At 52.0% G+C, this 19,674-nt stretch carries 12 protein-coding genes; 6 read left to right on the forward strand and 6 right to left on the reverse strand.

Annotation, left to right across the window (positions count from 1 at the left end; genetic code table 11):
• From F7231_RS19880 to F7231_RS19895, 4 genes are all read right to left on the reverse strand, one after another.
• The gene (locus F7231_RS19880) at positions 1-939 is read right to left on the reverse strand and encodes a hypothetical protein (RefSeq protein ID WP_166693275.1); all 939 of its coding nucleotides are present in this window, start codon (positions 937-939) and stop codon (positions 1-3) included.
• A gap of 130 nt (positions 940-1,069) precedes the next feature.
• Positions 1,070-2,263 carry an HU domain-containing protein gene (locus F7231_RS19885; RefSeq protein WP_166693276.1) on the reverse strand — a complete coding sequence of 398 codons (1,194 nt, stop codon included), beginning with the start codon at positions 2,261-2,263 and terminating at the stop codon, positions 1,070-1,072.
• A 20-nt stretch (positions 2,264-2,283) separates the two neighbouring features.
• Positions 2,284-3,945, reverse strand: coding sequence for a TonB-dependent receptor (locus F7231_RS19890; protein ID WP_166693277.1), 1,662 nt, complete (start codon positions 3,943-3,945; stop codon positions 2,284-2,286).
• Positions 3,946-3,949: 4 nt separating this feature from the next.
• Positions 3,950-6,982 (reverse strand): tetratricopeptide repeat protein, encoded by a 3,033-nt coding sequence (locus F7231_RS19895; RefSeq protein ID WP_166693278.1) that lies wholly within the window; start codon positions 6,980-6,982, stop codon positions 3,950-3,952.
• A 134-nt stretch (positions 6,983-7,116) separates the two neighbouring features.
• Between F7231_RS19895 and F7231_RS19900 the strand changes: the two genes are divergently transcribed.
• On the forward strand, positions 7,117-9,021 hold the full coding sequence (locus F7231_RS19900) for a M61 family metallopeptidase (protein ID WP_166693279.1): 1,905 nt from the start codon (positions 7,117-7,119) through the stop codon (positions 9,019-9,021).
• A gap of 65 nt (positions 9,022-9,086) precedes the next feature.
• Here the strand turns inward: F7231_RS19900 and F7231_RS19905 are convergent, their stop codons facing one another.
• Positions 9,087-9,329, reverse strand: coding sequence for a hypothetical protein (locus F7231_RS19905; protein WP_085413894.1), 243 nt, complete (start codon positions 9,327-9,329; stop codon positions 9,087-9,089).
• Between the two features lie 209 nt (positions 9,330-9,538).
• On the opposite strand from F7231_RS19905, the gene F7231_RS19910 reads away from it, so the two are divergent.
• The 5 genes from F7231_RS19910 (at position 9,539) to F7231_RS19930 (ending at position 17,466) form a co-directional block, all read left to right on the forward strand.
• The gene (locus F7231_RS19910; protein ID WP_166693280.1) at positions 9,539-11,467 is read left to right on the forward strand and encodes a PAS domain-containing sensor histidine kinase; all 1,929 of its coding nucleotides are present in this window, start codon (positions 9,539-9,541) and stop codon (positions 11,465-11,467) included.
• Between the two features lie 3 nt (positions 11,468-11,470).
• On the forward strand, positions 11,471-12,511 hold the full coding sequence (locus F7231_RS19915) for a tetratricopeptide repeat protein (RefSeq protein ID WP_166693281.1): 1,041 nt from the start codon (positions 11,471-11,473) through the stop codon (positions 12,509-12,511).
• Between the two features lie 84 nt (positions 12,512-12,595).
• A complete protein-coding gene (locus tag F7231_RS19920; protein ID WP_166693282.1) occupies positions 12,596-14,821 on the forward strand; it encodes a B12-binding domain-containing radical SAM protein in 2,226 nt (741 codons plus the stop codon).
• 65 nt (positions 14,822-14,886) lie between these two features.
• A complete protein-coding gene (locus F7231_RS19925; protein ID WP_166693316.1) occupies positions 14,887-16,263 on the forward strand; it encodes a cystathionine beta-synthase in 1,377 nt (458 codons plus the stop codon).
• Between the two features lie 54 nt (positions 16,264-16,317).
• On the forward strand, positions 16,318-17,466 hold the full coding sequence (locus tag F7231_RS19930; protein ID WP_085413890.1) for a cystathionine gamma-synthase: 1,149 nt from the start codon (positions 16,318-16,320) through the stop codon (positions 17,464-17,466).
• A 195-nt stretch (positions 17,467-17,661) separates the two neighbouring features.
• On the opposite strand, the gene F7231_RS19935 is transcribed toward F7231_RS19930, so the two are convergent.
• Positions 17,662-19,506: a sensor histidine kinase gene (locus F7231_RS19935; RefSeq protein WP_166693283.1), complete on the reverse strand. Its 1,845-nt coding sequence runs from the start codon at positions 19,504-19,506 to the stop codon at positions 17,662-17,664.
• Positions 19,507-19,674 lie beyond the last annotated feature (168 nt).

Here is a 19,674-nt window from a genome sequence, read left to right on the forward strand (position 1 = left end):
TTAATTCGAACTAATAGATATTGTCAACGTACCTGTCGACAGCTCTGAAGGCGTTACAGAGCCTTTAGGACGCAATTTAAAGCGTAATACCTGACGACGGTAAAAACTTTCTACCGATGGACTCACTGTTTGCTGAATCGCCCGGGCCGAGACGATGTTTCCGTCGCTGTCTACTTTAATCTGGTAGATGATCTTGCCACTGTCATCCGAATCATCTTTATCGAGTTTGTTATTCCCAAAAGACCAGCCCGACACATTCAACGCGACACCATCTTTACTACCACCCGGCTTCCCATAAAATTCCTTGGCGTTGATGTTTCCATCTGGATTTCCTTTGTCGCCAACACCGGACTTATCATCACCATTATTATTGCCGCCAGTACCAGCAGCCCGTCCGTTGGTACCGTTCGATCCGGCACCACCAGAAGACCGTTTGTAAAGAGCACTGGGGTCGACTGTTTCTACCTTTTTTACAGGTTCGGCGCGGGGAGGTGCAGGCGTTGATCTAGGTGAAGTCGCTTCGGGTCGCTTCGGGTCGGGCCGATCCGGAACACTGACGGGACTTTCAGTGCGACTGGCAATAATGGGCTTTTCGGCCGGTGTTTTACTCGTTTTCGTCTCTTCTGTCCGCTCTCTGGGGGTGACCGGGGTACGTTCTACGCGGGGCGTTGTGGTCACCTTTGGATTAGGCCGATCTTCCGATTTCTTCACGTTCTCGGCCCGGGGTGATGGATTCGGCTTGTTATAGGTCTGAACAGATCCACTCCCAACATCAGACGTACCAAAGTTCACCTCCACATACTCCACGGGAGGTGGATTAGGCGTAGAACTCGACAGAGTCACCAGAAAGAGGACGATCAGCAAAGCCACCATTGATACCGTTGCAGCGGCAAGGGCAAAGGTGCGAGCTTCGGTTTCGTTTTCGTAGGCAATACGCATAGTTGAGCGTCGGCAATGTGTACCGATTTATTTCCTAACGACTGGCAATCGCCTTTCGTTATATACGGAATAGTGCAAACATAAAAAAAGGCAACCGTATGGTCGCCTTTTATAACAGGTAAATCACTGTTTACTTATCGTTTCGCATGATCCAGGGTGTAATGCCCGTCAATGAATGCAATGAATCAATACCACCTTCCGCCTCCGACAGCGATTCTGTACCAATAGCGGCTACCTTGATTAAGCCACGTCCCTGTACAATGTAGGCGTCTGAATACCCCGCTCGCACCAGGCGCTTTTGAAACCGAACCGCATTACGGCGACTGGCGAAGCTTCCGGCAATAACGGTGAAGTTAGTTTTTACCGCTGGTGACGCATCAACAGCCGACGAAGATACATTACTTGGCTCAACAGCAGAGACCTCTGTCTTCCGCACACTTTCTTTAGCAGGAGCAGCCGCCTCCTTAGACGAAGCTACGGCAACGGGTACCGGTGCAGCAGATGGTATGGGAGTAACAGTTACAGGCTCAACCGGTTTGAGCACCTCAACCGATTTTTTCATCGGGCGGGCAACTGGCTCACTTGGCTCGGCAGATTCATTCAGCAAAAAAGAGGGGACGCGAAACAACGCAGCCGGATTCAGACTGCTTTGAAGCGGATCGCCGGGGCGAATGACCGAGAAGTAGCTGATTACGCCCAATGAGCCCACCAAAAGCGCCGCAGCGGCCCAGCGCCATACGATAGCCGACCGACGAACTGGCATGGATAGAACCTGTCCGTCTACCGCTTCTGTAGTCGTGGCAAGCGCCGTTGTAGAAACAGAGGCAGTGGCCGGCAGTTGGCGAACCGCAGCTTCCTGAACAGGCAACGGCTTAACAGCGACGACCGGTTTAGCCAGATGCACTACCTTACTGGCAAGCATCACCGGTTGCATACCATACGTAGTGCCAAGAAAATTATGGCGCAACTCTGGATCAAACTGTAATCGATTTTCAGCGTTGTATGAAAATAAGCCCAACCCCTCTATCGAAAAGCTCCCCATTTTATGAGCTTGTTCCTTGAGCATAGCCACAAACGCGTTGATCCCGCGAAGTGCCTCATCGCGCGTGATGCCCTCATGAAGCATAACGTAATTCAGCAGGATGCCATCATCAAGCATCAGTGCTTCGTTAAACGCAACTTTGCGGCGTGGCGGCAGGAACTGACCCGTTGCTTCATTGAAAGAAGCCGAAACCGAGTGAGTCAGAAAAGCGCCCAGCGTAGGTACAACAATACAATCGTATTGGTACAGCAGCTTTTTCAGGTAATCGCCGATGGGTTGCATAGTCAGTCTTGAAAGTAAAATCAGAAGGAGTACGAAATTCCTCCGAGAAAGTTAAGCCCCTGTACGCGATAATACAAATACCGCTGGTAGGTTTGACCGAAGATGTTATTTAACGATACGAACGCTGACAGCTGTTTTCCCAGGAAATAATCGATTTTCAGATTCAGATCATATATGACAGGGAGTTGTACCACCTCGTTTGTCACGAAGTTCTTATTGCGTATGCCAGTGTTGACGTACAGGTCAGACGTGACAAATAACTTCTTGTTGAGCGTGTAGCTATTCAGCCATTGTACCGTCGCCCGGGGCCGTCCCCAGGCATCATCGAGCCGATCGAGATCGTAACGGAATACGTCTCCTTTCAGGGTCGACGTAAAGCGATCGTTTAGCGAGTAGCCAAGCTGCCCCGAGATAGTCAACACATGCGCGATGCCTCCATCATATACAGCAAAGAACTTTGACGTATCGGGCCACGAATTATTGATCCCATAGAAGTTACGGTAACGGGCATAGGATACTTTACCCTCAAAATTGAACCCATTACCGAGCTGCCCTTTCGATCCGCCATACAAATCATACGACTTAACAGTGTTAGCTAAGACCAGATTGGGGGCCATCCACCGGTTTTCACTCAAAAAACTACGGAGCGTATTCCGGACAATATCACCATCGACACCTGCGAAGAAGTGAATGTTTCCGGCAGGGACAACGTCAACATTTGCCACAGGAAAAGCAAGGGTATTGTTGATGCCCAACCGTTTATCGGTCTCGTTGACGGCATTCAATCCGGCTGTAATAGTCAGTTTTGGTGACGTGTAGCGGAACGCCGGGCGAAGTCTGAACAAATTCCGGTTATCGATTTCCTGATCGGTACGTTGCGTGATGTACGCGTCGGCATTCAGCAGCGCAATTACATTGTCGGTAATGGCCAGTGACGTCTGCAAATTCGTCGCCCAATCCGTTTCCGACGCCCGGTAAGCATCCTTCAGTGTTGTCAGGCTCGTCTTGAGCGCGTAGTCCAGCGTTTGGTCTTTCCCGTTGTTTTCGATACCCAGGTTCACCCGAAACGTGCTCAGTTGCTGGCGAAGGGAATCCCGATTTGGGACCAGCCGATTACCATCCAGAAACTGCGGGCGATAGCCATAAAAGAAATAGCGTTCCTGCTCAAAACCCAAACCTCCTGTCAGCTTAAACAGATCTGTATTGTAGGTTCCTTTTACATCAAGGCGTGTTTCCCGCTGAGCTGAATTGGCCCCGTCGACAGGCCCAATGCCCGAACCCAGGTGCCGGGCCGATGCCTCCACGCCAAGGCCGCTCTCTGTGGTCAGGCCATAAAAGCCCTCACCGTAAAACGTATTGTAATTCCCCGCGCCAATTTTTACGTAATTGGTAAAGGCAGTCGGTACCTCAGCTTTGGTAGCGGTCAAAGGCAACACCGTTGGTTGAATACGGGGGTCACCGATGGTCAATTTTCGATCCTGAAACTCATAGGTCAGCTTTTTAGCGTCGGTATTGGCTTTGGGCGATGGGATCTTATTTTGAATACGATCAGCAGGCGGCAACTCGATCCGCCGGCTTTTTTCGACCGTAATTTCTTGATTTTCAATTCGTCCGGGCTGCTGTGCATGGGCCACCGATAAGGCGAACACACTCAGAAACAGCGATTTGTAGGTACGTGACATAGGGCTATTTCGTCTCGATGGCGGCTAACTTGGTTTTCGCTTCGGCAACAATCTCGGCTTCAGCGGCATTTTCAATGATCGACGTCAGCACGGCTTTTGCCTGCGCGGTTTCACCAAGGGCTACATTATTGTCAGCCACCAGAATGAACGCTTTGCCTTTCCAGAATTCAAAGCCATCGAACTGTTCGTTGAAACGAAGCAGCGTTGCAATCGATTCTTTATACTTCTTCTGCTTGTAGAGCGCATCGCCAATCAGGTAATTCGCTTCGGCACCACTGACGTCTTTGGCCAGCGCAATAGTTTTTTCAAATTCTGTCGTAGCCGTTTTATAGTCGGCTTTCGACAACGCTACTTTACCCAGCATCAGCTGCGCCCGGTTCTGAGCCCCCGGGACCACGTTACCTGCCGTCACGATCTGACGGGCGATAACAGCCGCCGAGTCAACTTTATAACTATAATAGGTATCCATCATACCCAGCTGCGCCGTAACCTGATCGGTTCGCTCGTTCGAACGGGACAAGACATACTGGTAATTTTTGATTGCGCCAGGGAAGTTTTTCTGACGACGCTCCAGTTCCGCAGCGCGGCTGGCTGCCTTCACGGCGAATGTCGATTTACCTTCCTGAATCAGTTGGCCGTACAAACGAAGGGCCGCAGGTACGTCGCCCGTCTTCGCGTAGGAGTCGGCTCCGTAATAACGGGCCTCGTTGCGGCTTGGACTATTGGGGTATTCCTGCGAAAACGTTTGGAATGCCTTCAGTGCCTGTGGGTATTTCTCGGCAAAATAGAGGGATTTCGCATTTTCAAATTCTGCTTTCTCGACATCAGTACTCCCCGGGTTACTCCGCTTGTACTTACCCAGCACATCTGAGAATTCGTCGGTACGGTTGGCATCGTCGAGGGTGTTTTGCAGACCCAGCAGGGCACTCTGCGCCTGAGGCGAGGTACCATAGTCATCCAGAATGCGTTTGTAGTCGGCCACTGCGGGATCATACTGCTGCTGATTCGCGTAAGCGACAGCGCGTTTCAACAAGGCAGCCGGCAACAGGTAGCTATTGGGCCGCGAGGTGATCAGTTTAGAATAACCAGCCACAGCAGCAGCAAAGCTTCCCTTTTCGAAATCAACATTTGCCGTCTGGAACAGCGCATCATCGGCGTAACGCGATGACGGGTTCCGCTGCACCTGGTCGAACAGGGCTTTTGCCTCCGCGTCACGACCTACGTAGGTCAAGATGACGCCCTTCTGGTAAGTGGCATAGTCTGAGTCGGCACGCCCCGTGGCAATGGCCTGGTCATAGGCCTTCATGGCTTCGTTGTACTGCTTTGTAGCGAGCAGGCAGTCGGCCGACCGAATATAGGCATCACCGACAGTCGGGTCAGTACTGCCGGCAGCAGCCTTGATATACTCCCGGAAATAACCAAGAGCTTTGGTATAGTCTTTCTGGTTGTAGAAAGCGTAACCAAGTCCATACAGACTTTTCTGGCCATACTCACCCGAACGTACCTGCGAATAGAGCGGGATCGCCTCGGCCCATTTTTTCTGGGCAGACAATGCCTCCGCTTTCCAGAAAGTAGCCCCCGATTTCAATTCCGGATCGCCCGACACGGTCAGTGATTTGTTGAAATTGATCAGGGCCGCCGGATATCGCTCCGCGTTATAATCAGCTACCGCCTGGTTGAAGGTCAACCGCTGGTAGGTCGCGTTGATACGCGCCGTCCGGTTTTTCAGTTTCTCAATGTAAGCAATCGCGGCCGGGTAATTGTTCGACGCCAGGTACGCCTCCCCTACCAACTCGTTCGCTTCGTTTTCAAAACGGCTGTCCGGGTACTTTTTAATAAAATCGTTTAGTTCGGAAATCGCTTCCGACCCTCGCTTCTGATCAAGTTGCAGCTTGGCGTGCGTAAACCGAGACTCTTCCTGAATAGACGGATTGAAAGCCAGCCGGCCCGACTGATCGAAGGCAGTCAGGGCATACGATGGATTGTCTGTCTGCAGGTAACTGATGCCAAGCGTATAGGCTGCGTACTGAGCTGTCGTGTCTTTACCGGCCGCAACTGGTTTCAACTGCGTAATGGCATCGGTGTAATTTCCAGTTTTGTACAGCGATTGACCGTACCTGTACTTCACCGCTGCGGGAGCCGTTGCGCCTTTGGCGGCCAGATACCGTTTGTAAGCCGGAATAGCCTGCGCGTACTGACCCTGCCGGTAGTACACCTCCGCCGTAAACAACGCAACCTCAGCCAGGGCAGGCCCGGTGTTCCGCTTCAGCAGCGGTTCGGTGTAGGCAGTCAGCTCATCGTAGCGCCCCTGTTTATAGTATGCCTGTGCCAACCAATTGGGTACATCGCTCTGGTACGTAGGGTTGTTCTCGATGCGGCGAAAATCGCTGACCGCCTCGTTATACTGGCCATTCCGGAAATTGATCACGCCAGCGTAGTACGAGGCTGCCGCTGCATTCGCGTAATCGGGATCGGCCTTTACGGCATTCAGTAATGGCAGGGCACGAGCCAGGTCCTGGGTATTATAGTACGCCAGCGCCAGATTAAACTGATAATCCCGTTGCTTGGCGGCGGTATTTGTTTGGTTTACGGCTTTTTGCAGGTACGTGATCGCGCTGGTAAAATCCTGCCGGCTCATATAGTACAAACCCAAATCCCCATAGAGTTGCCCCGCCTTGGGGTTCTCGCTATGGTTGCGCACAAAACGATCGACCAGTGCTTCGGCACCCGGCTGATCGGCATACAAACTGGAAAGCGCCATGTAATATTCGGCTGATACCGCGTTCGGATCAGCCGAGGGTGACCCGGCAGCGGGTGTACCAGACGTGTTGAGCAACGGTCGGCGCTGATTCAGGTATCGCTCAAACTCAGAGCGGGCTGCAGCATAGTTGCTTCGTTCAAAAAGTTCAACCCCATTGCGGTAGTGCAGATCGGGTTCGGTGTAGGTTAACGTTCGTTGAGCTATGAGGGACGGAGTCACAAGTGACCCGGCGACCACACATAAAGCCCCCAAAACGCGGTGAGATGCTGGATGCATAGAACCGATTAACGGTTGTGTAATGAAGAGAAAGGGTTGTAGTTTAGCTGACCAAACCGGATTTGTTATCCCGTTGTCGCCAAATAAACTTACCCATACTACGATTGTTTCAACGAATGTACTGGTCTTTCCGTATGAAAAAACGCTTGCTAGTTCTGATTTTACTGCTGATCCAACGAACACTATGCACCGGCCTGGCACTTTATCCCGTACCCTCTTCATCTGCAGCAAACACGGGCGATAGCCTGAAAAGCACCGATCCAACAGAAGCAGCTATGGCTCGTATCAGCTATACGCTGGCGATGCCGCAACCACAAACCCACTATTTTGAGGTCGATATGCGGCTTCAAAATGCAGCTTCTGCAACCAACGCCCGTAAAAACGGCTACCTGGATTTAAAAATGCCCGTTTGGACGCCCGGTTCCTACCTGATCCGTGAGTATGCTAAAAACGTGGAAGGGTTTACGGCCAAAGCCGGTGGCCAGCCCGTACAATCAGACAAAATCAATAAGAATACCTGGCGGGTGTACACCAACAGCGATGATGTGCAGGTTCATTATCGGGTTTACTCCTACGAATTCAGTGTTCGCAACAGCTACCTCGACGATCAGCACGGCTACCTGAACGGAGCTAGTGTTTTTTTGTATAGTGATCCGCTGAAAAATCAGCCGTTAACGGTGCAGATCAATCCATTTACGGGCTGGAAAAAAGTATCGACGGGCATGAAAGCGGTGGCCAATGCGCCGTTTACTTACGAGGCACCCAATTACGACATCCTGGTCGATTCGCCGATTGAAATTGGCAATCACACGATACTTAGCTTCACAGCCTCGAACGTACCCCACACCGTGGCCATGTTTGCTAATGGCCCGCTGGAGTACAACGCCGAAAAACTCGCCGCCGATTACAAGCGGGTGTGCGAAACGGCCGCTACGGTGGTTGGCGAGCAGCCGTGTACCGATTATACCTTTCTGGTTCACCACACAGGTCAACCCGGCGGTGGCCTCGAACACCTGAACTCAACCACCCTGCAAACAACCCTGAATGCGTACGCCACAGACCGTAACTACAAAGGGTTCCTGACGCTGGTTGCGCACGAGTATTTCCACCTCTGGAACGTGAAACGGATTCGGCCCATTGCTCTCGGCCCATTCGACTACGAAACAGAGAACTACACGCATATGCTCTGGCTATCGGAGGGCTGCACGTCCTTCTATGAAGATTATATCCTTCGCCGAGCGGGTTTCCACACACCGGAAGAGTACCTCCGAATTGTAGCGGGCGATATTACGGGGATCGAAAACCAACCGGGCAACCAGGTGCAAACGGTGGCTGAAGCAAGCTGGGACGCATGGATTAAAAATTACAGGCCCAACGAAAACTCATCGAACAGCACCATCTCCTACTACTCTAAAGGATCGGTGCTGGGTACGTTGCTAAACCTGGCTATTTTGTCGGGCAGCAATGGGCAGCGGTCAATGGATGATTTACTGCGGCTATTGTACAGCGACTATTACAAGAAACTGAAGCGTGGCTTTACCGATGATGAATTTCGGCGGGCCGCTGAGCAGGTGGCTGGTACATCGCTCGCCGGCTTCTTCGATAAAGGTGTCAACGGCACCGGTACCATCGACTACGATACGTACTTTGCCCCGGTAGGCCTACGCCTCGTGAATGTGGGTCCCCCCTCAACCGACGGGTTCTTCGGCGCATCCGTAGCACCTTCGCCCAACCCGGCGGCGGCCCGGCAGGTTATTGCCTCGGTACGCCGGGGAAGCCCGGCCGAACAGGCAGGCCTCAACGTTGGCGACGTTATTTTAGCAATCGATGGCAATCGGCTTTCGGATGAATTATCAAAACAACTAGCCGGTAAAAAAACCGGAGAAACAGTGCGACTCGCGATCAACCGGGGTGGTCAGCCCCGTGAACTATCAGTTCAGTTGGGCACGAATCCACTGGTGAATTACCGGCTCGAAGCCCTTCCTAATCAGACCGAGAAGCAGAAGGCACTCTATGCTAAGTGGCTGTACAGCAAATAACTGATTGGCAATTTTAAAAAAAGGGTGGCTACACAGGATTTATTTCCGGAATAGCCACCCTTTTTTTAATCCAGATTATTGAGCGATGCAGTCCAGTCAGCATCCATCTCTTGAAAACGAGCGGCCACAGTGGCTAAAAAAGTCTCGGTCAGCAGTTCCTCCACGTCATCAGGGCCAGTCAGATCAAATTCGGCTACCTTATAGGTTTGTTCATAAGGACCCGCTTCAATCTTGATGATATACTTACTATTCCAGGCATAAAGGCTTATTTTTAACTGTGAATGGGCGATATCTTTCAAATAACGCATAGGCGTAGGGGAAAATACGGTTGACTCAAGTTAGTCTGATGTAGGGTCGGCCGGTAAGCGATACGAAACAACCACTGCGTAAGTAGTATTCCGTTTCTGGTCTCTAACCGGTCTACAGGCCCCTAAAATTAGTATGTTTGGTGCCAACGAATCGCATTGGCTCCCGTTATTGAGTTGACCCATCCGTCACGTTCGTTAATACCGATGGCATGAACATCAACTTTATTGGCCGTGAACTGGGAGATCACCCATCGCCAGCCGGCAAAGCCATATACAGGAGCACGAGTAATCCGGATGAGCAACCAACTGACTTCATCCTGATCAGTGCTGACTCATCTACACCAGAATCAGGGGGACAGGCACCAGCGCACGTTATCGGTAGCTCTGTATATGAGCTATTCCCCGCCAACGATGCTGCATTTCTGTGCAGCCAACTGGCTGTCGTATTGAAGTATGACCGCCCTGTTCAGTTCGAGCTGGCCTACACCCAGCCAGGAACAGACTTAACGGTCAGGTACGTGGTTAGAGCGGCCAGGCAGGATGAGTGTATTCAGCTAACGTATCGGAAAGAGCCAGAAGCAAATTCAACCGGAAAGATGATCGATCACCCGCCGCACATCCTGAAGCAGGTAGTCGACAACATGCAGGCTGGCCTCGTGCTGGCCCGCCCCATTCGTGATGAGCACCACCGAATCATAGATTTTCAATTCGTACTTACGAATGACTATAATGCCCGCATTACCGGGCGGACAGTAGACGAAATGACCGGTGCCCGAATCAATGATCTCTTTCCCGGCTGGCAGGGTTCAGAGTTGTTTCGCTACTACACAGAGGCCGTTGAAACCAATCAGACAAAACGCATCACGTTTGCCTATGAAGAGTTTGGCATGAAGGGCTGGTTCGACGGGACGTTCAGTTGTGTAGAGGGGTGTATCATGTACACCTACTCCGATGTTACGCCCCTGAAAGAAACCGAGATGGCTCAGCAACAGCAGGCCGCATTGCTCGAGCAGGTGATGAATACAACACCCGCCTCGATCGTGGTGCACCAGTCCATTCGGAATGAAGCCGGAGAGATCATCGATTTTAGAATGACCCAGTTGAATCAGGTAGCTGCCGATTTGCTTCAGAGCTCTATCGACAAAGTGCAGTTCCGCCGCATTTCGACTTATTTCCCTGGTCTTGCAGACACACCGCTATTCAGAGCGTACAAGCAAGTGGTGAAAACCGGTACATCTACCCGAATGGATGTGCCCTGGGGCGACCGGTGGTTCGATTTTTCGGTGGCGCGCTTTGGCGACGGCATTGTGGTGGCGGTTCAGGATAGTACAGCTGTACGCACCTATCGGCAGCAACTCGAACAAACGAACCTTGATTTGAAGCGATCGAACGAAAACCTGGAATCATTTGCTTATATCGCTTCCCATGACCTCCAGGAGCCACTGCGAAAGCTCACTTCATTCGCCAATCTCTTGCATACGCAGTATGCCGACCAATTTAATACCGACGTTACTGACATTATCCGGCGCATGAATGCTTCGGCTATCCGAATGCGGTTACTTATTCAGGATGTTCTGGCTTATGCTCGCATTGGGAAACAACAGGAACAGGCACGTGCAGTCGATTTGACTCAGCTCTTCAACGAGTTAGCGGCTGAAGAACTATGGTCCTCTATGTATCAGAGTAAAGCCATACTGACAATCGGTGAATTGCCAACGGTGCTGGCTGAGCCAACGCAAATGCGCCAGCTGTTTCAGAACATTCTCGCTAATGCCGTTAAATTTTGCCCAAAAGGTACTACGCCTACCATCACTATCACAAGCCGGATTATTGCGAGCGAAGCGCTTCCTGCCGGCTCGAGTTCGGATAGGCGGACGGCTGGACAGAAACCACCGATTGCTTATTTCCACGAAATTTCTGTGCATGACAACGGAATCGGGTTCGATCAAAAGTATACCGACCGGATTTTTCAGATATTCCAGCAGCTAAACGGCCGTAACCGCTACGAAGGCTCTGGAATAGGCCTGGCTATCTGCCAAAAAATAGTTGAACAACACGATGGTGCCATCACTGCCAGCAGTAAATCCGGAGAAGGCAGTACGTTCAGGGTATATTTGCCTGTTCGTTCACTAACGTAAACTATGATATTGATGTCAAGCCGGAGTTATCCGTTCATCCTGTTCAGTTTTTTGCTTCTCCTGATCGCCTGTTCGTCCTCAGATACCGACGAGGCAGCCCAGTTTTTTCTACGGGGTAATGTCCAACTTCAGAAGCGGGAGTATAAAGAAGCCATTCGGTTTTATTCTGAAGCTATTAATAAAAAGGCTGACTTCGCCGATGCGTACAGCAACCGGGGACTAGCTAAGTTCCGCGATGGGCAGGTCGAAGATGCCCTGGCCGATTACAGCAAAGCAATTGAAACAGACAAGGAGTTTGAGGCTGCGTATCTCAACCGGGCCGACACCTATCTAGCCCAGAATAACCCACAACGCGCACTAACCGACCTGCTCACCATTCAAAAAACGTATCAGGATTCGACCTTTTACCAAACCCGGCTGGGCGAAGCTTATGCGGGCTTAAGCAACGTACCCATGGCGCAGGCTGCGTTCGACAAAGCGCTGCTCCTCGACGCCCGTAACGTTGAAGCACTCACGAACAGGGCGGCCCTGTCTTTTGCCCAGAAACAATACGCCGACGCCCGCGCTGATATTGACAAAGCCTTGGCGCTCAATCCTGAACTGGCCGAAGCGCTCAACAACAAAGCGCTGTTACTGGCCCAGAATCAGCAAGTTGCCGAGGCCCTGCCTATAATAGAGAAAGCGCTAAGCCAGAAGCCTAATCAGCCATTTTACCTCAACAACAAAGGTTATATTCTGCTCCTGTTGAACCGGGATGCCGAGGCCCTGCCTCTGCTGCGCGAAAGCATTCGACTCAACGCACAAAATGCCTGGGCGCAGCGTAACCTGGGCATTTACTGGCTTCGTCAGAAAAAAGCATCCGACGCACTCACGGCGCTCAAACAGGCGGAAAGCCTTGACCCATCGGTCGAGAACCTATACGCATATCTAGGCGAGGCACACCAGTTGGCCGGCAATAAGGTGGCCGCCTGTGAAGCCTGGAGCCGGGGTAAACTGGCGGGTGATGCCAAAGCAATCGCCCTGCAAACAGCCAATTGCCGGTAATCGTCCCACTCGCTTCTTTTCATGGTATGGAGCCATTGTGCCCTGATCGTTGTTCATTGGTAATCGTAACAACCCCGACTTCCAGTGCTGACCAACGTTCTGCTGCTTACTCCTCCGTTTACTCAATTGAACACGCCCTACCCGGCCACGGCTTACCTGAAAGGGTACCTGAATACACTTGCCTGGGACGATGGGCAGGTTGTTGTGCATCAGGCTGATTTGGGTATCGACACCATTTTGGCGTTATTCTCTACGGCTGGTCTGAACACCTTGTTTTCGGCAGTTGATACAGCTGTAGCCCAGGGAATTAGCCTGTCAGAAAACAGCCAGCGGATCAGTAGGTTACGCGAAGCTTACACGGCGACGATCGACCCGACCATCCGGTTTCTGCAGCATAAAAACCCTACACTAGCCCACGCCATCACCGGCCGGAGTTACTTACCGGAAGCCAGCCGGTTCGCCGAAGTCGACGATTTGGAATGGGCGTTCGGCACGATGGGGTTACAGGATAAAGCCCGCCACCTGGCGACACTGTACCTGGAAGACATCAGCGATTTAATTGTAGAGGCGATTGATCCTCATTTCGGATTCAGTCGCTACGCTGAACGTCTGGGTCGATCGGCAACGCATTTTGATGAACTACACGCAGCCCTGCAGGAAGCTCCTTCACTAATAGGTACGTTGTTGCTGTCGCTACTGGATCAAAAAATGACGCAGTACGTCCCCAAACTAGTCTGTCTCACCGTACCGTTTCCCGGCAACCTGGTCGGTGCTTTACTTTGTGGACAGCATATAAAAAAAACCTATCCAGGCGTACAGGTTGTACTTGGCGGGGGCTATGCCAATACGGAACTCCGCAGCCTGGCAGAGCCACGTCTGTTCAGGTACGTCGATTTTGTGAGCCTCGACGACGGGGAAGCCCCGCTTCGTTCTCTTCTCGAGTACGTTCGGGGTCATCGTCCGCAGAATGCGTTAAAGCGTACATTTCTCCTCAATGCGGAGGGGCGGGTCATTTATGCGAACGGCGCTACTGATAAGGATGTACCACAGCGCGAAGTAGGTACGCCCGACTATAGTGACCTGGCCCTAGATACGTACCTGTCGGTCATTGAAGTAGCCAACCCGATGCACCGCCTTTGGAGCGATGGCCGCTGGAATAAACTAACGCTGGCGCACGGCTGCTACTGGGGCAAATGCTCCTTCTGCGACATATCGCTCGATTACATTGCTCGTTATGAGCCGGTTACGGCAAACCTACTTTGTGATCGTATTGAGGCGCTCATTGCGCAGACCGGGCAACATGGTTTTCATTTTGTGGATGAAGCCGCCCCACCCGCCCTCATGCGTGACCTGGCGCTCGAACTAATCCGCCGTCGCCTGACAATCGTTTGGTGGACCAACATCCGGTTCGAGTCGGCCTTTACCGCTGACTTATGCCAGTTGCTGAAACAATCAGGTTGCATTGCCGTATCAGGAGGGCTTGAAGTAGCCTCAGACCGGTTACTGGCCCGCATGCAGAAAGGCGTGACCGTAGCGCAGGTAGCCCGGGTGGCCGATCATTTCACGCAAGCCGGCATTATGGTGCACGCTTACCTGATGTACGGTTTTCCTACGCAGACCGCCCAGGAAACCATCGACTCGCTCGAAATGGTGCGGCAATTGTTTGCCGCTGGTGTGGTGCAGTCCGGCTTCTGGCATCGATTCGCCATGACCGCTCATTCACCCGTTGGTTTGCAGCCAGCCCAATTTGATGTGCAACGCGTTGGTCCTGAGATGGGTCCGTTCGCCGATAATGACCTGTACCACGATGACCCCCTGGGCGCCGATCATGAGCAATTCAGCGAAGGGCTGCGTAAGTCACTCTTTAACTTCATGCACGGTATTGGCCTAGATTTTCCCCTGAAAAAGTGGTTCCCGTTTCCAATCCCGCCTACCTCTATTCCCCGCACCTACATTGACCGGGCCATTGCCGAACCAGACGTACCTAAACCGCGCGCCAATGCCTTGCTAGTCTGGCCCGGGCATGCACCCAGTCTCGACCGCATTCAGATTAAACAGGGGAAACGAACTGTCGAACGCGCTGAGTTGCTATTGTCGCGCCGACAAGACGATGTGGTTATCGATATGCCGGTTGAACTAGGCGACTGGCTGACGACAATGTGGCCGAAACTTAGTACACAAGCTACCAGCCCGCTGACCTACCGCCAGTTTCAGTTTGACTATGAACGAGCCGGGCTGGGAAGCGCCGACAAGCTGCTAGCTTCAGAAACGTGGGCCGATTGGAAAGAAGCAGGTTTGCTGATGGTTTAATTTTTGCATCTTTCAAACCTCTAAGGCTTCAAACGTCTTATATGGCTAGCAAACTTTTCTTCATCATGAACTACTACGAATCCATCATTGACACGATTGGCAACACCCCACTCGTGAAACTCAACAAAGTAACCAGGGGCATCCGTGGCACGGTGCTGGCCAAGGTAGAATATTTTAATCCGGGCAACTCCGTAAAAGATCGCATTGCCGTTCAAATGATCGACGATGCCGAAGCAGCCGGACTAATCAAACCGGGTGGCACCATCATTGAGGGCACATCGGGCAATACGGGAATGGGCCTGGCACTCGCGGCGATCGGCAAAGGGTACAAGTGCATTTTTACCATGGCCGATAAGCAGTCGCAGGAGAAGATTGACATCCTCCGGGCTGTTGGCGCGGAGGTGATCGTTTGCCCAACGAATGTTACGCCCGACGACCCCCGCTCCTACTACTCAGTAGCGAAGCGCCTGAGCCGTGAGATTCCCAATGCGTTATACCCGAACCAGTACGATAACCTGTCGAACACCGCAGCGCACTATGCCACAACAGGCCCTGAAATCTGGCGGGACACCGATGGTCGTATCACTCATTTTGCAGCTGGCGTTGGCACTGGAGGCACGATATGCGGCACCAGCAAATTTTTAAAGGAGCAGAACGGAACGGTCGTTTCAATAGGAATTGACACCTACGGCTCCGTTTTCAAGAAGTATAAAGAGACGGGCGTCTTCGACGAAGGCGAAATCTATCCTTACCTTACGGAAGGAATCGGCGAAGATATTCTGCCAAAGAACGTCGACTTCACTATTATCGACCATTTTATCAAGGTAACCGACAAAGATGCGGCGATTATGACGCGGCGGTTAGCCCGCGAAGAAGGACTTTTTGTCGGTTGGTCCTGCGGTTCGGCAGTGCACGGTGCACTCGAATGGGCGAAAGAACACCTGCAGGAAGACGACATTCTGGTCATTCTGCTTCCCGACCACGGTACTCGCTACCTGGGCAAGGTTTACAATGACACCTGGATGAAAGACCACGGTTTTCTGGAATCGCGTCAGTTTGCGACTGCTCGCGACATCGTTAAAAGCCGCAACGGACATAGTTCGCTAACAACCATTGCTGGCAACGTACCTGTAAGTCAAGCCATCAAGATCCTGAATCAGCAAAGTATTTCGCAGATGCCCGTCACCGACTCAACCGGTCATATTGTCGGAAGCCTGACCGATTCAGCCATACTCTCCCTATTGATCGACGATCCATCGGTGAAAGATCAGCCCGTAGAGACGGTCATGGACAAACCCTTCAAGTTCGTTGGGCTCGACAACACACTCGACGTACTATCGTCATTAATTGACCGCGAAAACCGGGCACTCCTCGTTCGTGATGATTCAGATACTATCCATGTAATCACCCAGGCTGACCTACTGGCTGCAGTAACGGCATAAAGCAAGGTTGGTGCCTGGTACTATTAAGCTGCGCCGCCTCGAACTTCCCTTTCTATGAACTTTGGAACCAAAGCCATTCACGCTGGTGTGCATCCCGATCCCACAACAGGGGCGATTATGACACCTATCTATCAAACGTCGACCTATGTGCAGGAGTCGCCGGGAAAACACAAAGGGTACGAATACGCCCGTACTCAGAACCCAACCCGCGATGCCCTTCAGGCCAATCTGGCGGCCCTGGAGAATGGAAAGCATGGTATTTGCTATGCCTCAGGTCTGGCGGCCACCGACGCCATTCTGAAGCTCTGCAAACCCGGCGATGAAATCATTGCCAGCAGCGACCTTTACGGGGGCACGTACCGGATAATGGTCCGCGTCTTTGAGCCTTTCGGCCTGACATTTAAATTCGTGTCACTCGATAATCCCGCCAATCTGGACGAGGCGTTGACGGAGAAGACAAAAATGGTCTGGATTGAAACGCCAACCAACCCGCTACTGCGCATCGTCGATATTCAGGCCATTGCCGAACGTACCCAGTCACGGGGTGTCCGGCTGGTTGTCGATAATACGTTTGCTTCACCCTACTTGCAAAACCCACTCGATCAGGGCGCAGATGTGGTCGTTCACTCCGTAACTAAGTACTTGGGGGGCCACTCAGATACAGTGATGGGTGCGATCATCTGCAATGATGACGAGACAGCGTCGCAGCTAAAATTTATCCAGAATGCCTGTGGCGCAGTGCCAGGTCCTCAGGACTGTTTCCTGGCGTTGCGGGGTATCAAGACGCTTCATATTCGGATGCAACGCCATTGCGAAAATGCCCAGCGCGTAGCCGAGTACCTGCAACAACACCCCCGGGTCAGTCAGGTACATTACCCGGGTTTGCCAACCCACCCCGGCCACGAGCTAGCCGCTCGACAAATGCGCGGGTTTGGTGGTATGCTTTCTTTTGAACTACATGGCGATTCATATCCCGAGGCCATCAAAGTCATGGAAAGCATCAAGTTATTTTCATTGGGCGAATCGCTCGGTGGCGTCGAGTCACTTTGTACGCATCCCGCCAGCATGACCCATGCCAGCATTCCAAAAGAAGAGCGGGAGAAAAACGGGCTGAAAGACACCCTTATTCGACTCAGTGTAGGCATCGAAGATGCCGAAGACCTGATCGCCGACCTGGAACAGGCATTAGGCTATTTTTATTAAAACGAATCGGATCGTGAATGTTACATCCACGATCCGATTCGTTTTAATAAGAGACAACGAACAAAAGGCCGCTCGATATATCGAGCGGCCTTTTGTTTGTTGCGGTGTGAGAGATGGCTCGCTACCCGTTATAGCCCGCCCACGTCGCCGATTCTATCTAAATTCCCACTTTCACCGGGTTGGAGTTAGACTAATTTATTGCACAGGCAAATACACGCTGAAGGTTGCGCCCTGGCCAGGCTGACTGCTAGCCGTGATTGCCCCTCCATGAATGGCTGCAACCCGTTCACAAATCGCCAGACCAATCCCAGTACCAGCAAAGGCTTGCTTCCCATGCAACCGCCCGAACATCTGAAACATACGGTCCAAATACTGTTCGTCAAAACCGATGCCGTTATCTGTCACCTCTATACATGTGTATGCGGACACCTCGAGGGCCGGCTTAACATGGGCTGGTAAATCAGCCGCCGCCACCGATCGACTGCGAACAGTGAGTTCGGGGGTGACACCAGGACGGCGAAATTTAAGTCCGTTTGAGAGCAGGTTTTGAAACAACTGGCCCAACTGGGATGCATCCCCCCCAACCGTGGGCAAGTCATCAACCACAACGACCGCTTCAGCTTCTTCAATAGACAATTCCAGGTTTGAGATGACAGTCCGCAATAACTGCTTCAAAGACACGTCCTGCTGGCTGGTTGGTTGGGTATTGATTTGAGAAAAAGTAAGCAGGTCTCTGATCAGTGTTGCCATGCGGCGGGCGGCGGTTTGCATGCGATCCAAATAAAGGACCCCGTCGCCTAGCTGGTCGCTATGCTGGTTTTTCAACAGGACGCCAAATGACTCAATCTTACGCAAAGGTTCTTGCAGATCATGGGAAGCCACGGAGGCAAACTGCTGTAAACTCGTGTTGGAACGTACCAAATCGGCATTCACTTGCTGCAACTGCTGGGCGGCTACCCGCTGCTGAGTTATATCCCGTAAAAAACCGATAAACAGAGGCTTGCCCTGCACCTGCGTGTGGGAGAGACTCAACGAGGCTGGGAAAGGCTGCTGCTGAGGTGTTAGGGCGGTCAACTCAAGACTAAGGTTTTTGAAACGGTCAGTGGTAACCTTCAAAATCGCCAGGCTCCTTTGAAAATCAATGTAGGCGGCCGGTGTAAACAGGCTGCCTACGTGCTGAGTCTGCTGACTTACCCCCAGCACGTGGGTAGCCTGTGTATTCCAGGTAATCAGTTGCCCTTGTTGATCGAACACCAAAACAGCGTCAGGAGCGGCCCCGAAGATAGACTGAATCTGTTCCTCCTGCTGGCGTAAGGTGGCCGCATCCTGCTGTTGCTGTGCATCGGTCTGGTTCAACCGGCGGATGTTATACCAGATGAGTGCCACCAGGATTGTCGTTAATACCGCAGCGAAAAAAGCCATGGCCAACTCAGTAGTGAATAAACCACGCCAATACCCATTCAGGGCCAGCAGTCCAACCCCCACTGGCACTATCAGGGCGACTACCAGCAGGGAACGCCCGAAACGTGCTCCTGCGAGTGGACTAGCGATCTGAATCATAAAACCTTGGTCAGCCCTAGCCAATAGGCTTGCCAGGGAAAGTCCCAGTATACAGCCTGCCGTATGAATGGCCATCGGATAACTTGCCAGTGCACCATAAAAAGCCTGCACCCCATAGGTGTACCCAAACAGCGTTAGCAAGCTTATTGCGCCAACAAGAAGGGCCAGGCCTTGAGCTACGCGTATGCGCCGGCCGGATCCGCCAAGTCCCGTTAGCACCACACCTAACACTAGCAGGCAGAAAGCCGTGTGCAGGGCCATCAGATTAGAGAGATTGCCGACTGAATCGGCCTGAAGCTGCTGGCTGAAAAAGAGCGAATGTAAGTTGGGGCCCCAGCCAGTGAGCCGCTTGATTAGCATAAGCAGGCCAATCAACAGGGGAATACCGGCTAGGCTTCGTCCTAAGGCGAACCGACAATGATTCGTCAGTATGAGAGAGCCACTGATTGCCAGCAAACAAATTGCCGTTAGCGGGTGCATGGCAACCAAATTTGGCAGGGGACGTTTCAAAAAATCAAGCTCCAGCTGCCAACCCACTAAAGCCAGAAAAGCGATTAAACCAACCAGATAGCTTAGCCAGTTGCTAGCCCGTTTATAACGTGTACTTAACGAATCTGTGTGATCCGGTGAGCCTGAAATGGCTTGTGA

Source organism: Fibrivirga algicola, assembly GCF_011742925.1.
Classification (GTDB): Bacteria; Bacteroidota; Bacteroidia; order Cytophagales; family Spirosomataceae; genus Fibrella; species Fibrella algicola.

Coding starts and splice junctions, on each gene's coding strand:
- F7231_RS19880 (WP_166693275.1), bottom strand. CDS start 939: ATGCGTATTGCCTACGAAAACGAAACCGAAGCTCGCACCTTTGCCCTT.
- F7231_RS19885 (WP_166693276.1), bottom strand. CDS start 2,263: ATGCAACCCATCGGCGATTACCTGAAAAAGCTGCTGTACCAATACGAT.
- F7231_RS19890 (WP_166693277.1), bottom strand. CDS start 3,945: ATGTCACGTACCTACAAATCGCTGTTTCTGAGTGTGTTCGCCTTATCG.
- F7231_RS19895 (WP_166693278.1), bottom strand. CDS start 6,982: ATGCATCCAGCATCTCACCGCGTTTTGGGGGCTTTATGTGTGGTCGCC.
- F7231_RS19900 (WP_166693279.1), top strand. CDS start 7,117: ATGAAAAAACGCTTGCTAGTTCTGATTTTACTGCTGATCCAACGAACA.
- F7231_RS19905 (WP_085413894.1), bottom strand. CDS start 9,329: ATGCGTTATTTGAAAGATATCGCCCATTCACAGTTAAAAATAAGCCTT.
- F7231_RS19910 (WP_166693280.1), top strand. CDS start 9,539: ATGAACATCAACTTTATTGGCCGTGAACTGGGAGATCACCCATCGCCA.
- F7231_RS19915 (WP_166693281.1), top strand. CDS start 11,471: ATGATATTGATGTCAAGCCGGAGTTATCCGTTCATCCTGTTCAGTTTT.
- F7231_RS19925 (WP_166693316.1), top strand. CDS start 14,887: ATGAACTACTACGAATCCATCATTGACACGATTGGCAACACCCCACTC.
- F7231_RS19930 (WP_085413890.1), top strand. CDS start 16,318: ATGAACTTTGGAACCAAAGCCATTCACGCTGGTGTGCATCCCGATCCC.
- F7231_RS19935 (WP_166693283.1), bottom strand. CDS start 19,506: ATGCACCCGCTAACGGCAATTTGTTTGCTGGCAATCAGTGGCTCTCTC.